The organism is Oceanisphaera sp. W20_SRM_FM3, assembly GCF_052119705.1.
GTDB lineage: Bacteria > Pseudomonadota > Gammaproteobacteria > Enterobacterales > Aeromonadaceae > Oceanimonas.
This window is the reverse complement of sequence record NZ_JBGQOP010000023.1, coordinates 13,305-27,055: the sequence shown is the minus strand read 5'-3', so window position 1 is coordinate 27,055 and position 13,751 is coordinate 13,305. Positions and strand designations below refer to the sequence as shown.

Below are 13,751 nucleotides of genomic sequence, written 5' to 3'. Positions count from 1 at the left end.
ATACAAGGAGCGGAGCGAATGAAAGGTCGGGATTTATTACTCATCATTTTGGTGATGGCCATTTGGGGCTTCAACTTTTCGATGATCAAGCTCGGCGTGACCGAGATGGATCCCCTGTTGATTGCGGCGGCGCGCTTTTTCTGCGCAACTTTCCCTATTATTTTTTTTATTCGCAGGCCCAATGTGCCTTGGCGCTATTTACTCGCTTATGGCTTGGTATTTGGTACCGGAATCTGGGGCATGGCGTCGAGTTCGATCAGCTTTGGCCTGTCATCAGGCATGGCGTCGGTGTTACTACAACTCGATGTCTTGACCACTGTGTTGGTCGGCGTACTGTTTTACAAAGAGATTATTTCTGGTCGCATGTGGCTTGGCATCACTATCGCGTTGGCGGGGCTGCTGGTCTCTATTATGTACACCAACGGTAACGTAACCCTAGCGGGCACTATCCTAATCCTTATTTCCGCGCTCTGTTGGCCGCTTGCCGGAGTGATAGTGCGTCAGTCGGGTACCCGTTCGGCCTTCGCTTTCAATATATGGGGTATGTTATTCGCCCCCTTGCCATTGATCGGTTTGAGTGTGCTGCTTAATGGCGTCGAAATCCTCGAAATTACCTATCAGCAATGGAATACCAATGCTTGGATTTCGGTACTGTTTCAGGCTTACCCCACCACCTTGTTCGGTTACTGGGTATGGAACAAGATGCTGCTGCGCTATCCAATGAGCCAGATGGCACCGCTTACTCTACTAGTGTCGGTGTTCGCGCTAGTCAGCGGTTACCTTATCTACGGCGAACAACTCTCTATCGCCCAGTGGATATCCTGTGGTGCCTTTCTGATCGGCATTGGTCTAGTGCTGTACCAAGGCCCCGTGCCTCACAGTGTGACTAAATTCGTGCGTGTCGGAGATAGGCTTAAAGGTGGTTTTTCTGTTCGTTAGACTGATGTTTTGATGAGCTTATGCTTCCCACAAAAAAAGGAGCTTTTCAGCTCCTTTTTTAGTTTTTTCTTCCAGCTTAACGCTTCTGGCTTACCGCTTTAATCAACCATGCCGACGGGATTTCACCGCTTCGGCTAATTGCGCCAGCAGGGTTTCGGTGTCGCTCCAGCCGATGCAAGCATCGGTAATGCTCTGGCCGTAGGTGAGCTCAACACCTTCTGCTAAATCTTGACGGCCGGCCACTAGGTGGCTTTCTACCATCACGCCCATAATGGCCTGCTGGCCGCCGGCGATTTGCGCGCTCACGTCGTCCGACACCACCATTTGGCGCTGATACTGCTTGCTGCTGTTGGCGTGGCTAAAGTCGATCATGATCTTTTGTGGCAAACCGGCTTTGTCTAATTCCGCGCATACGGCACTGACATGATCGCTGCTGTAGTTGGGCTCTTTGCCACCGCGCAAAATAATGTGGCAATCTGGGTTACCGGTAGTTTCTACGATGGCCGAGTGGCCAAGCTTAGTCACCGATAAGAAGTGGTGCGCCGCACTGGCAGCACCTATTGCATCTGCCGCCACTTTAATGGTGCCGTCTGTGCCATTCTTAAAACCCACCGGGCAAGACAGGCCAGAAGCCAGCTCGCGGTGCACTTGAGATTCAGTGGTACGTGCGCCAATAGCGCCCCAGCTCATGAGATCCGCCATATATTGTGGCGTTATCATGTCTAGAAATTCGCTGGCGGTGGGCATGCCCATGTCATTGAGATCTAATAATAATTTACGACCAATACGCAAACCGTCATTTATCTGGCAGCTATTATCGAGATGCGGATCGTTGATCAAGCCTTTCCAGCCCACGGTAGTACGCGGCTTTTCAAAGTACACGCGCATCACTACTTCTAGCGTGTCTGCGTACTTCTCGCGTAATACCTGCAGCTTATTGCCATATTCGATGGCGGCTTCTACGTTATGAATCGAACAAGGGCCTATCACCACCAGTAGACGATCGTCTTCGCCAACTAAGATACGATGAATAGCCTGGCGCGCCTCAAAGACGGTGGCAGATGCCTTGGCAGTGGCCGGATATTTTTCCAGCACCGCAATCGGCGGCAACAGTTCTTTGATTTGATTAATACGAATATCGTCTGTTTGAAAATGCATGAGCAACCCTGCTTACAATTTTGAGAGCCTTTGGCTCCGAAATGTCGAAATTTACTGGTTTTTAATCTAGCCCGAGCGGCAGTCACTGTAAACGCTCAATTGGCGCTATCGACTAATTGTTTGTCTTTAAAGATAGAAACACCCAGTTTCTGGCGCAGTCCGCTTGTGAATGATAATCACTCTGAAGAAAGATAGATAAAGAGCTAGAATATTTTTGCAACGAAATCCGCGAAATCAACGAAAAAATTAAGCTGAAATAAGCTCGAAAAGTGATCGTAAATTTAATGGGTAAGAGCTCTCCTGCTGATCTGGTGTCGGCCCTTACTACTAAGGTGTTCTTTTAGATCTGATCCCTATATTTTCGTGCTTGTCATAAACAGAGGGCTGCGGATTTCGTTGCAGAAGGCTTTGATCTTGAAGCCTTAGCGGGCTTATTGAGTTATGTGTTTCCTTTTTCCTTCACCCGCTACGCATAGCAAAACTGGACAAGAGCGGCCTTGCAATGGGAATATGCGGACAGATTCCCGTGATCAATTAATAGAGAGAAAAAACATGAGCTATGCCCTAACCGACGCCGATAAAGCGGCCACAGAAAAACTCAATGATGACGAGCGCTACAACCACTTTGTGAACAAAGTAGCCGAGCACGAACAGCTGTGGATCTTAACCGATGAGCACGGCTGCATGATGCTCACCTCGGACGACGACGAAGATTGCATCCCTGTATGGCCGCACGCCGACTACGCCAAAGCTTGGGCCGTGGACGACTGGGCGCAGTGCAAGCCAGAAGCCATTACCTTAAAAGTGTGGCAGTCACGTTGGGTGCCCGGCATGGAAGAAGACGAGCTGTTAGTGGCTGTGTTCCCAATCAGTGACGCCGCCGGTGTGTTAGTTGAGCCCGGTGAGTTGCAAGAAGCCTTCGATCGCAAGAAGAAAACCGGACGCCAGAACTGATGCACATTTGGGTTGACGCAGATGCTTGCCCAAAAGTGATCCGCGATATTTTATTTCGCGCAGCCGAGCGCACCCAAACGCCCTTAACCATGGTGGCGAATCATCCCTTGCCGCTACCGGGCTCTACGCTCATCAAGCAGCTGCAAGTGCCTCAAGGTTTTGATGTGGCAGACGATGAAATTGTATCGCGCATAGCTGCTGGCGAAATTTTAATCACCGCCGATATTCCACTGGCCGCCGAAGCGCTGGCAAAAGGCGCCATTGTAATAAGCCCGCGTGGTGAAAAGTTTGATACCGGTACCATTCGCGCCAAGCTGACCATGCGTGACTTTATGGACACCTTGCGCTCCAGTGGCATACACACAGGTGGGCCGGACACTTTGAGTGCCGCCGATCGCCAAGCCTTTGCCAATCAGCTGGATCAGTTGCTGAGGTAAATTCGTGAAGTGTTAGGCGTGAAGAGTAAGGCGAAAGTGCAGTGAAAAACACCGAACTCGAAAGTGACGGTCATCCCCCTCACGCCTTACACCTCACTCCTCACCTGTTTTTAAACCGAGGTATTTAAATGTTGAAGTCGTTCTTGTTAAGCGTGAGCTTCTTGTTGTTAACCGCTTGCGCCAGCGTCAGTCAGTACAGTATTTCTGAAGGTGAGATGGAAAAGTCACTCTACACACTATTAGAGCAAGAGATGCCACGCCTGACACAAGGCTTGGTAGAAACCCAGATCGACAAGCTGAAGCTGCAAATTGGCCCAGATAACCGGGATGTGGTGCGTTTAAACTTGCAGGGCGAAACGGCCATCAACGCCTTAATCGCGCGCTTTCCGGCTAAGTTAGACTTAGTGGTTGAAGGTCGCCCCGTGTATGACCGCAAACAAAACGCCATCTTCTTGCGTGACTTAAATCTCATCCAGAGCAAGGTTGATGCTTACGGTTACAAAGGCGACATGGCCATTGCCTCAAACGGCATGATGCAAGTGGTGCGCTCTATTTTAGAAAACCAGCCTGTGTATCGCCTAGACGACGCTAAATATGGCTGGTTGAAAGCCGCGCCCGTGGGCCTGACCATAGCCCCCGGCCGTTTCGTGCTAAGCCCAAAATTTAGCGATTAATCTGCAAAAACAAGCGCCCAGCACCAAGCCCAAAAGCTCGGTGCTTTTTTTGTGCGTGGATAAAGCTGTATCTAGCGCCAAATTAAGCATGACAGACAAAACCGCGGCGAATAAATTGCCGCCTACAAAAACACGATCCCCGTAGCCGCCCGTCTCTTTGGTAAAGAGGACTTCGGCGGGCCAACTTTGCTGGCTATTTCTGAGGTTTATGAATAGAACCAAACACCGCAGCTCATCCTCTTTACCTACAACAAGAGCTCCCGAAAAAGACACTGCCATCTACAAAAGACTAACCGTTGCCGTTGTTGGCCTAATGTCGGGCAATTAACGTATAATGGCGCACAATATGGTTTCACTTCCACAACCTTATAGGTAGGTGTGCTATTAGCTCTGCAGTCTTAATGGTGTTTATTCCCACTTTCTTCTTTGTCTCGATTACCCCCGGCATGTGCATGACACTGGCTTTGTCTTTGGGCATGACGGTCGGCGTGCGCCGCACCTTGTGGATGATGCTGGGTGAGCTTGTGGGTGTGGGCGTGGTGGCCTGCTTGGCCGTGCTCGGCGTAGCGGCGATTATGCTGCAATATCCGCTGTTATTTCAGGGCCTCAAATACGCCGGCGGCCTGTATTTAGCTTGGCTGGGCATTCAACTATGGCGCTCTAAAGGCAAGCTGGCGTTAAGCCCTGTGGATGCGGGCCCACGCCATATTCCCATTAAGACCTTGATCAGCCAAGGCTTTATTACCGCCATCGCCAACCCTAAAGGGTGGGCTTTTTTTGTGGCCTTATTGCCGCCTTTTATCGACCAAGGCGCACCGCTACTTGGCCAGCTCGCCATCTTGGTCTCTATGATTTTAGTGCTCGAATTTAGCTGTTTGCTGCTCTATGCCAGCGGCGGTCGTACTTTAAGCCGCGTGCTACAGCAAAAAAATAAAGTGCAATTAATGAACCGTTTAGCCGGTACTTTAATGTTAGGAGTGGCACTTTGGTTGGCCTTAGGTTGAGAGCACTTAAGTTGAGCGAGCTTAAGTTGAGAATGCTTAGCTTGAAAAAGCGAACCTTAAGCCGACAAGGCGGCTTGGCCTTGTTGCTCGCCGTGCTGGTGGTCAGCCTTTGCATGAGCCAGCGCATGGGCTTAAAAATAGCCTGTACGCTTGATCATGCCGCTCTGCATTCGGAGCAGCTAAACGCTAGCAACGTATCGCCTCACAACACAAAGGCTGAGCCAGAAAAGGACTCATGTAGCTTAAGTGAGCAACTATTAAGCAAGGTGTTTCAGCACTTAGACCCTTTGTTTATTGCCATTATTTTACTGTTTGCGCTTTGGTTAGCCCCCGTTCAAGCAAGCAGATACCGTCGGCGTAGGCTGGCACCATTATTATTTCCTGGTCGACGGCGGCACTTAGTGCTGTGCGTGTTCCGAGAGTGAGCAAAACGCACGCCTCGTTTTCGCTTAACTTTTTTATCGGAGATTTTATTTTGAACAGATTCAAGACTCTTTTTATCGGGCTTCTAAGCTCCTGGCTGCTGTTAACTTCATTAAGTACCTACGCTAACGATACAGGCTGGAAACAGGCACCCGAGCACCCGCCAGTGCAAGTGCGCTTGGTGCAAACGGGCCCTTATGATAGTGAACAAAATGTTTACCCTGCCCTGCTGCAAGTGCGCTTAACGGATGACTGGAAAACCTATTGGCGATCCCCAGGTGAAGGCGGCATAGCGCCACGCTTAAATTGGGAAGACTCAAGCAATCTTAAAGACGTAAACTGGCAATGGCCGGTGCCTGAGCGCTTTAGCCTGCTCGGTATTGAGACCCAAGGTTATAAGCATGAAGTGGACTTTCCGCTGCAGCTCACCCCAACCGAGGGTGACCAAGCCAGCATCTTTAACGCCAAGTTAACCCTGCCCAGCTGCACCACCGTGTGCGTGCTAACCGACTATCAATTGCAGTTACCGCTAGACGCTAACATGGTGGCTAACGACCAGCTAAGCCATGAATACCAGCAAGCGGTATCTAAAGTGCCACGCGTGGCCAGCCTAGTGAGTGCTAAGTCTTTAACATGGGATAAAGCCAGCCAGCAGTTAGAAATCATGCTCAATAACGAACGCGGTTGGCAGCAGCCCGCCATTTATGTGGATGAGCTGGACGAGGCTATTTTTAGTCAGCCTAAGTTCACTATTGACGATCAGCAGCTGCAAGTCCGCTTTCAGGTCAGCAGCTGGAACGATGCGCTTAATCTGGACAAGCAATCTATCGTCATCACCGCCATAGATGAAGGGCTGGCCGAAGAGCTGCATGCCACGGTTAGCGCCGGCACCTTAGCGCCCATGCAGGCGGCCGTGCCTTCGCTTGCTTGGATACTGCTGTATGCGGTGCTTGGCGGTTTAGTGTTAAACATCATGCCCTGCGTATTGCCGGTGCTCGGCCTTAAGCTCAACAGCTTAGTGTTGGGCGAACGAAAGCAGGTACGCGCGCCACTGCTGTGGTCGGCATTTGGCATTATGTTGTCGTTTTGGCTACTGGCCGCCTTTATGTTGGTGCTCACTTGGTCGGGCGCGCAATTAGGCTGGGGTATACAGTTTCAACAACCGGCCTTTATCGGCTTTATGCTGCTGGTCACCGCCCTGTTCTCACTCAACTTGTTTGGCTTGTTTGAAGTGCGCTTACCCAGCCGTTTGAATACTTGGCTGGCCACGCGCCCCGGCCATGGTAATGGCGGCCACGTGCTGCAAGGCATGTTTGCCACCTTACTCGCCACGCCGTGCAGTGCGCCTTTCTTGGGCACGGCGGTGGCCGTGGCTTTGGCCTCGTCACCGTTGGTGCTGGTCGCCATCTTTACCGGCTTAGGCTTAGGCATGGCACTGCCTTGGTTGTTACTGGCGTTATTCCCGAGTGTTATTCGTGCGCTGCCTAAACCTGGGCTTTGGATGGAAAAGGTCAAATGGCTGTTTGGCCTTATGCTGCTCGCTACCAGCTTATGGCTGCTGTCGTTACTCAGCTACACCTTAGGCTCTGGCATTACGTGGGCCTTGGCCGCCTTATTAATTGTGCTGCCGCTCTGGTCTTTGATCCGCCAATACGGCGCGCGCGGTTTACTGTTCGGCTTAGCCGGCCTGTTATTGCTCGGTGCCGTGGCTGGTATCGGTGCCTTTGTTACCCAATCCAAGTGGGTGAGCCCCATTAAAGACGAGCTTAACTGGCAGCCGCTAGACGCGGAGCAAATCGCAGTTGAGGTGGCCGCTGGCAAGCGGGTGTTTGTGGATGTAACGGCCGATTGGTGTATTACTTGCCAAGCCAACAAGGTGGGCGTGACGCTGCGCGACCCTGTGTATTCGGCACTGCAAGATGATGACATAGTTTTGATGCGCGGCGATTGGACGCGCCCAAACAGTGCCATTACCGATTATTTGCATGCCAACCAAAGAGCGGGCATTCCCTTTAACCAAGTATTTGGCCCCAGCCTGCCGCAAGGTAAGGCGCTAGAAGTCTTGCTCACCACCAACAAGGTAATGGCAGCCTTAGATGAGGCGAAATAATGGTCCTAAAAAAGCTCGGTAAAGCGGTCGGCTATTTGCTGGTGCTAATGGTAATGGTCACCGCTGTGGATATGTGGCGCAGCCAAGACTTACCCACAGAAGTGACGGCCCTTGGCACCATGACCACCTTGGCCGGCAATGAAATCGACTTAAACGCCATGAGTGCGGAGCAGCCAGTATTAGTCTACGTATGGGCCAGCTGGTGCGGCGTATGCCGCATCGTTTCACCCATGGTTGATATGATAAAAGCCGATATGGTGAATGCTCCGGTAGTCAGTATTGCATTGGCTTCGGGCTCAAATGCCAAGCTGGCTCATTATGTACGGGAAAAGGGTTATGACTTTTCTGTGGTTAATGATACGGATAATCGCTTAGGCCAAGTGTTAGGCATTAAAGTCACACCAACCTTGATGGTCGCCTACAAAGGCGAACTGCGTTACGCTACCGCCGGCATCACCACCCTACCGGGCATGCTGGGCAGATTATGGTTTGCGCGGCTGATGGGTTAAGTTGGTTTCTCGAATAAGTAAAAACACCAAGGCCGCATTCATAAAGAATGCGGCCTTTTTTATGGCAAGCGTGGGCTTTCAGTATTGGCTTGGCGTCAGAGCCAGTAGGATTGCCTACGCCAACGCGCTAAGCCGCATCCATGCGACGCTCGGCAAATGCCGTCCCTGGCATTTGACGGTTGGCTCCGACAATTCCTACTGTCTCTTGCGACTATATACAGTCTTCGGTAGATATAACCATCAGCAGCAGAAATGTTGATGTGATTTTTCGTATTGATAGAGTTTAAAATACATAAAAAAATTATTAATTAAATATCAAATCGGGGAAACAATGGCAATTATAGATATACATAGCGAAAACTTAGATGACTTTTGGAATCTAATTTCACCAATTGGAAACATAGCAAGTGGAATGAACTCTCCGATCTACCGAGGGCAAGGTGATTCAGGCTGGCATTTAACACCAGCAACTTTTCGTGAGGATATAATAAAAAAATATAGGCACATGCAAAGTAACTACGGTAATTCAGAACACGTAATTCTTTTCGAATACACCCTCCTTATTAACTTTCTCTACTTCTGTGACGAAATGGGACTTATCATTCCCCAAGATTCAGAAAGTTTCAGAAACGCTATGCGTTTCGATGAATTTTCCAGTCGATATAGTACTATTACTAGTGAATGGCCCGATAAAGTGTATATATCTTTTATAGCAATGGCTCAGCATCACGGTGTGCCAACTCGTTTATTAGATTGGACCAGAAATCCTTTGGTGGCAGCCTATTTTTCCGCTTCACAAGCTCTAAACTCATCTTCTTCACCTGAAAGGTTAGCTTTATGGGTTATAGAATCAGATAGGTCAACTGAGCATAAAAAGACTCTTGATTTTATCTCTGTTCCGGGTAGTACAAGTAATAACCTCGCAGCTCAAAAAGGCGTCTTTTTATTGTTACGTGATCAACATGGCGAAGGTGCTCATACATTGTTTGATCCTAAAAATAAGATTGACTCATTAGATAAATTATTTGATAAAGAAACCGCTACCAACACATACAAGATCACCTTACCAGCAAAATTAGCAGGAGAACTATTAATTAGATGCCATAAATTTGGTCTCTCAGCTGCAACATTATTCCCAGGGTTTGATGGTGCAGCCAAAGCAACATTGGAATTTAAGCTAGCAAAGAAATCAGCTGGGTATCTTTAAGAGCCAATAATTTCAATATCAGATATTTTACAGTTTAAGCAGACGTTAGATCCTACTTTTCATCAGATTTTTGGTGGTATATTTAAAGCCACTAAGTACTATCAAAGCGGATAAAGGGATCTGCTCAGCCGACCATCACATAACATGGATGTTATGTGTTTGAGCGTGCATGGGCGAGCTTGCCTCGCTAATACGAATAACTTCAGCCTAACCGAACATCCAGTGAATGTTCGCAGTGGGCTGAAGTGATAAGTGGCATTACTCAGGCAAGTCGGAGGAGCAGACCCTTTGTCCGACCTTCAGCAGACTAAACGACCAATCGACTCCGCAGTGATCTATTTCTCGCCTTACCTTATCTAAAAGCAATGAAAGTGCTGGCTACTGCTTTACAATTGCGCCCTGCATTTAAGAGTTTGCTTACTTTTTTCTTATGAGGGCCGCCAACATCAAGTTAACTAATGAAGCACAGCTTAGCTGGGCGCCCTGTCCTAAGTGTCAGGGGCGAGGGCGGATCAGTCAGAAGATCCGTAAGAAAGTGAAGCTTAGCTATCAGGCCGCGTTGGCGCAGTTTGAAAAGCACGGCGGCTCGGCGCCCGCTCGCCCTAAGGCGCACTTATCTTCTTGCCCTAGCTGTGGCGGATCGGGACTGATCAAGGCCGATCGTCCACCTGCGCCAGACACAGAAAATTATCCAACTGTGGCTATTATTGGTGGCGGCATTGGCGGCGTGGCATTGGCCGTGGCTTGTTTACACCGTGGTATTCCGTTCACTTTGTATGAGCGTGATAACAACTTTGAAGCCCGCTCTCAGGGCTATGGCCTTACCTTGCAACAAGCCAGCAAAGCCATTGAAGGCTTAGGCATTTTTGAACTGGAAAAAGGCTTAGTGTCTACTCGCCATGTGGTGCACACCACAGACGGTAAAGTGCTCGGCGAATGGGGCATGAGAAAGTGGCTGCACTCAGATGAAACTCAAGCACCTAAGCGCACTAACGTGCATATTGCCCGTCAGTCTTTGCGCTTGGCATTGCTGGAACAGTTAGATGCCCCCCCGCATCAGCAAGATGCAATAAAATGGGGTCATCAGTTAGTCGACTTTAAAGAAACGGCAGTAGGTGTTGAGCTGAGCTTTGCGGTGGACAGAACAATAAAGCAGACCAAGGCAGATCTAGTGGTAGGAGCCGATGGTATTCGAAGCGCGGTGCGCAACTTAGTGTTGGGGCACGACATCAGCTCGCTGCGTTATCTGGATTGCATCGCCATCTTAGGCATATGCCCGTTAAGTGCGCTGCAAGGTGTAGACAGTGATTTGATGGATTCGGCCACTGTATTTCAAACTGCCAATGGCCATGAGCGCATTTATGTTATGCCCTATGATGCCAACTCTGTGATGTGGCAATTAAGCTTCCCCATGCTTGAAGATGACGCTAAAACCTTGAGCGCCCAAGGAGCCAAGGCGCTAAAGGCCGAAGCCTGTAGACGTACCCAGTGGCACTCGCCTATTCCGCAGATTTTAGCGGCCACGCCAGCTGCACTGATATCTGGCTATCCGGTATACGACAGAGCCTTGCTCACGCCTGAGTTATTAGCACAAATCGGAGCCGCCACGCTGATTGGCGATGCGGCGCACCCCATGAGCCCGTTCAAAGGGCAAGGTGCCAACCAAGCGCTGCTGGATGCACTGTCGCTGGCGCGCATTATTGTTAGAAGCTGCCGAGTGCAATCGAACTGGCGACAAGATGGCATACGCCAGCGTGTGCTTACCGAGTTTGAAGCCGAGATGCTAGCGCGCAGTGCCACTAAGGTACAAGACTCAGCAGACGCGGCTGAATTTTTGCATTCCGATGTGGTGCTGCACCAAAGCGATGAACCCAGGGGCCGCTGTTTAAAGTAAAAAACTGTCAACCAGAGACAAATGTTACTTTTGCAACGAAACCCACCAAACATGCGAAAAAATTAACATGAGATAAGGTCAAAAAGAGCCAAAGAAATTTTAATGGTAAGAACCAGAGCCCGCCTACTCACGGCGTGGTGTTTTAGCCCTTACCATAAAAATCCCTTTCCGATCTAATCTCTATTTTTTCGTGGGTTCCGTGTTCTTCCGTGGCAAATATATCTTTTCGTTGAGCTTGGCGCTGCTTGAAGCAGCTTTGCGTTAACCTAGACCTTTATACCAAAATGAGTATAATGCGGCTATACTTATAACATTAAGTCATATCCTAAGGGGTGGCAGTTACGATTGCCTGAGATGCGCAGACGCGAACCCTTTGAACCTGATCCGGCTAATACCGGCGTAGGAATAGGAAGCCGCAATGCACTGCTCTGCCCTCACCTGCCTGCTCTCGTAATTACCCGGTTTTCGTATTTATATCTATAAACTTATACGGAGACTAAACGTGTTTCGACTATCCCTTTTAAATACTGCGATTACTGATTTACTGCAAACAGCTATTACTGCTACTTATATGTCTTTTGTTCTAGGCTCGCTCGTTCCTGCGAAGGAGTGGTCACTATGGAAATAATGCAGGCTTTCATAAGCTGGTTAACTGCCGTTGAGTGGAGATATGTGCTGGGCCAACAACCTTTAGAAGTTATTGCGACTCTGGCCGGTGTGTTTGGCTTAATATTACTAGCCAAAGAAAAACGCAGCGGTTGGTTACTGGGCATGGTGTGGTCGAGTATTTCTGCTTATTTGGCTTTTTTTAGCTGGAGTTTGCTATCAGACGCCATCATGTACTTGGTATATATCCCCATTCAAATCTACTGCTGGCGAGCTTGGATATGCAGTAAAGATCCCAACACCAATCTGGTATTAGTACCCAGTTGGCTATCGCGTCCGCGCCAATATCTACTCGGCGCAAGCGTCATCTTGTGCATAGCGGTATGGGCGGTGATAGTTTCTACCTTAGCGAGCCAATTTAGCTGGATCCCCGAACCATCCATGTTAGTGCGAGATTCAGCAAGCACAGTGCTGAACTTTTTTGCTCAGTTTTTAATGGCAAGAAAACGCATGGAAAACTGGGTAATCTGGGTGTTGGTCAATGTGCTGGGTATTCATATTTATCTCGCTAAAGGCTCGCCTATTTATGCCTTGCAATACGGTTTGTTTTTACTGTTAGGTCTGTATGGATGGTGGCAATGGCATAAGCATCGTCGGCAAGCCGAGTTCGACTCTCGGCTTAGCTCTTCGAGCAATTCAACGCTCGCGGCTCAAACTGCATAAGCCATTTTTACCACTATTAAGGACCAGATTTTATGATATTTGAAACTCAAATACTGGGTAAAGATGACACCCAGCTGCGCCACGCCTTGCGTAATTTTGTGTTGCAGGATACCGAATATAAAAAACCGTATTTACAGGCTAACTTTGCCAAGATCCAAGAGGGCTATTCTTACTGGGGCCAAACGGACAGCACTAATCAAGACTACCGAGATATGCTGCACTCGTTTGTTATCTCAGAGTTTCACCCTCCGGCGGACTTCCCAAAAGAATTTCACGGCTTTTTTTCTGAGCAATGGGATGAACTGCAAACAGCGGTACGCAATAGCGAACTGGCATTGATTGAGCAGCTTAATATACCCGGGCTTGCTGAGCTTTATCACAGCTCGTTAGGCCATATGGTGTCTTGTAATTACTATCCACCGGTAATGAATGCACCGATTACGGCGATCGATAACACCCGCCTAATGCGCCACATTGATGTATCTTTGTTTTCCACCTTCGTGTTCGGCCTTGATAGCGGATTTTCCTACCTTAATCAGCAAGGAGAACTGGTGGCGCTGGGCAAGCAGACTAAGATTATTTCTTTCCCCGGATATTTATTGGAGGTGCTCACCGAAGGCAAGATTAAGGCGCTGCAACATCAGGTGGACTTACCTGAAAATCGCCAGCAAGAGCGCTTTTCATTTGCGTTTTTCTCTATTCCTAAGCCTGATAGCCAATTGCAGATGGGCAACATTAACCTCAGTTCCGAGCAATATCTCAAGCAGTATTTATCACTGTATTTTGATTAACGAACGCCGAATCAACAGTCATAAAGGCCGTGCTCTAAAAATCGCGGTTTTTTGTTAAGGTCACGAGGCAGACGAGCGGCCGCTTTGTGTATAAGTGTCGACATTTATGCCTAAATAGGTATAATTGTGCGCGACTTATAACCATAAGTCATATCCTAAGGGGTGGCAGGAAGTTACTGCCTGAGATGCGCTTGACGCAAACCCTTTGAACCTGATCCGGCTAATACCGGCGTAGGAATAGGAAGCTGCAACGCTCTGCTCTCCCCTGTCTGCTCTCCTGCCTGCCCTTGTAGTTACCCGGTTTTCGTATCTTTTAATGCGG

General features: G+C 49.0%; 13 protein-coding genes and 2 riboswitches. Of the genes, 12 read left to right on the top strand and 1 reads right to left on the bottom strand.

Annotation, left to right across the window (positions count from 1 at the left end):
• The first annotated feature begins 18 nt into the window (after window positions 1-18).
• Window positions 19-939: an EamA family transporter gene (locus ACEN2G_RS11715; protein ID WP_442021715.1), complete on the top strand. Its 921-nt coding sequence runs from the start codon at window positions 19-21 to the stop codon at window positions 937-939.
• A gap of 102 nt (window positions 940-1,041) precedes the next feature.
• Here ACEN2G_RS11715 and aroG read toward each other — a convergent pair whose 3' ends face one another.
• Window positions 1,042-2,097 carry a 3-deoxy-7-phosphoheptulonate synthase AroG gene (aroG, locus tag ACEN2G_RS11710; RefSeq protein WP_442021713.1) on the bottom strand — a complete coding sequence of 352 codons (1,056 nt, stop codon included), beginning with the start codon at window positions 2,095-2,097 and terminating at the stop codon, window positions 1,042-1,044.
• A 552-nt stretch (window positions 2,098-2,649) separates the two neighbouring features.
• Here aroG and ACEN2G_RS11705 point away from each other — a divergent pair.
• The 11 genes from ACEN2G_RS11705 to ACEN2G_RS11655 all read left to right on the top strand — a co-directional run bounded on the left by ACEN2G_RS11705 (window position 2,650) and on the right by ACEN2G_RS11655 (window position 13,429).
• Window positions 2,650-3,051 (top strand): DUF2750 domain-containing protein, encoded by a 402-nt coding sequence (locus ACEN2G_RS11705; RefSeq protein WP_442021711.1) that lies wholly within the window; start codon window positions 2,650-2,652, stop codon window positions 3,049-3,051.
• The gene (locus tag ACEN2G_RS11700; RefSeq protein WP_442021709.1) at window positions 3,051-3,488 is read left to right on the top strand and encodes a YaiI/YqxD family protein; all 438 of its coding nucleotides are present in this window, start codon (window positions 3,051-3,053) and stop codon (window positions 3,486-3,488) included. Before ACEN2G_RS11705 ends, ACEN2G_RS11700 begins: the two co-directional genes overlap by 1 nt.
• 128 nt (window positions 3,489-3,616) lie before the next feature.
• Window positions 3,617-4,162 carry a DUF1439 domain-containing protein gene (locus tag ACEN2G_RS11695; protein ID WP_442021707.1) on the top strand — a complete coding sequence of 182 codons (546 nt, stop codon included), beginning with the start codon at window positions 3,617-3,619 and terminating at the stop codon, window positions 4,160-4,162.
• Window positions 4,163-4,563: 401 nt separating this feature from the next.
• Window positions 4,564-5,166 (top strand): LysE family translocator, encoded by a 603-nt coding sequence (locus ACEN2G_RS11690; RefSeq protein ID WP_442021705.1) that lies wholly within the window; start codon window positions 4,564-4,566, stop codon window positions 5,164-5,166.
• A gap of 41 nt (window positions 5,167-5,207) precedes the next feature.
• Complete coding sequence (locus ACEN2G_RS11685) at window positions 5,208-5,591, top strand: hypothetical protein (protein WP_442021704.1); 384 nt, start codon at window positions 5,208-5,210, stop codon at window positions 5,589-5,591.
• 50 nt (window positions 5,592-5,641) lie between these two features.
• Window positions 5,642-7,699 (top strand): protein-disulfide reductase DsbD family protein, encoded by a 2,058-nt coding sequence (locus ACEN2G_RS11680; RefSeq protein WP_442021702.1) that lies wholly within the window; start codon window positions 5,642-5,644, stop codon window positions 7,697-7,699.
• Window positions 7,699-8,208 carry a protein disulfide oxidoreductase gene (locus ACEN2G_RS11675; protein WP_442021700.1) on the top strand — a complete coding sequence of 170 codons (510 nt, stop codon included), beginning with the start codon at window positions 7,699-7,701 and terminating at the stop codon, window positions 8,206-8,208. Before ACEN2G_RS11680 ends, ACEN2G_RS11675 begins: the two co-directional genes overlap by 1 nt.
• Window positions 8,209-8,539: 331 nt before the next feature.
• Window positions 8,540-9,415, top strand: a complete 876-nt coding sequence (locus ACEN2G_RS11670) for an FRG domain-containing protein (protein ID WP_442021698.1) — start codon at window positions 8,540-8,542, stop codon at window positions 9,413-9,415.
• 535 nt (window positions 9,416-9,950) lie between these two features.
• Window positions 9,951-11,309, top strand: a complete 1,359-nt coding sequence (locus tag ACEN2G_RS11665) for an FAD-dependent oxidoreductase (protein ID WP_442021696.1) — start codon at window positions 9,951-9,953, stop codon at window positions 11,307-11,309.
• A 318-nt stretch (window positions 11,310-11,627) separates the two neighbouring features.
• Window positions 11,628-11,732, top strand: a riboswitch (TPP riboswitch).
• Between the two features lie 195 nt (window positions 11,733-11,927).
• Window positions 11,928-12,638, top strand: a complete 711-nt coding sequence (pnuC, locus tag ACEN2G_RS11660; RefSeq protein ID WP_442021694.1) for a nicotinamide riboside transporter PnuC — start codon at window positions 11,928-11,930, stop codon at window positions 12,636-12,638.
• A gap of 32 nt (window positions 12,639-12,670) precedes the next feature.
• On the top strand, window positions 12,671-13,429 hold the full coding sequence (locus tag ACEN2G_RS11655) for a 2OG-Fe(II) oxygenase family protein (RefSeq protein ID WP_442021692.1): 759 nt from the start codon (window positions 12,671-12,673) through the stop codon (window positions 13,427-13,429).
• Window positions 13,430-13,577: 148 nt separating this feature from the next.
• Window positions 13,578-13,684: riboswitch (TPP riboswitch) on the top strand.
• Window positions 13,685-13,751: the final 67 nt, after the last annotated feature.

Excerpts from the sequence above, each read along its gene's own strand:
- ACEN2G_RS11690 (WP_442021705.1), top strand. The coding sequence starts at position 4,564 with ATGGTGTTTATTCCCACTTTCTTCTTTGTCTCGATTACCCCCGGCATG.
- ACEN2G_RS11705 (WP_442021711.1), top strand. The coding sequence starts at position 2,650 with ATGAGCTATGCCCTAACCGACGCCGATAAAGCGGCCACAGAAAAACTC.
- ACEN2G_RS11700 (WP_442021709.1), top strand. The coding sequence starts at position 3,051 with ATGCACATTTGGGTTGACGCAGATGCTTGCCCAAAAGTGATCCGCGAT.
- ACEN2G_RS11675 (WP_442021700.1), top strand. The coding sequence starts at position 7,699 with ATGGTCCTAAAAAAGCTCGGTAAAGCGGTCGGCTATTTGCTGGTGCTA.
- ACEN2G_RS11655 (WP_442021692.1), top strand. The coding sequence starts at position 12,671 with ATGATATTTGAAACTCAAATACTGGGTAAAGATGACACCCAGCTGCGC.
- pnuC (WP_442021694.1), top strand. The coding sequence starts at position 11,928 with ATGGAAATAATGCAGGCTTTCATAAGCTGGTTAACTGCCGTTGAGTGG.
- ACEN2G_RS11695 (WP_442021707.1), top strand. The coding sequence starts at position 3,617 with ATGTTGAAGTCGTTCTTGTTAAGCGTGAGCTTCTTGTTGTTAACCGCT.
- ACEN2G_RS11670 (WP_442021698.1), top strand. The coding sequence starts at position 8,540 with ATGGCAATTATAGATATACATAGCGAAAACTTAGATGACTTTTGGAAT.
- ACEN2G_RS11715 (WP_442021715.1), top strand. The coding sequence starts at position 19 with ATGAAAGGTCGGGATTTATTACTCATCATTTTGGTGATGGCCATTTGG.
- aroG (WP_442021713.1), bottom strand. The coding sequence starts at position 2,097 with ATGCATTTTCAAACAGACGATATTCGTATTAATCAAATCAAAGAACTG.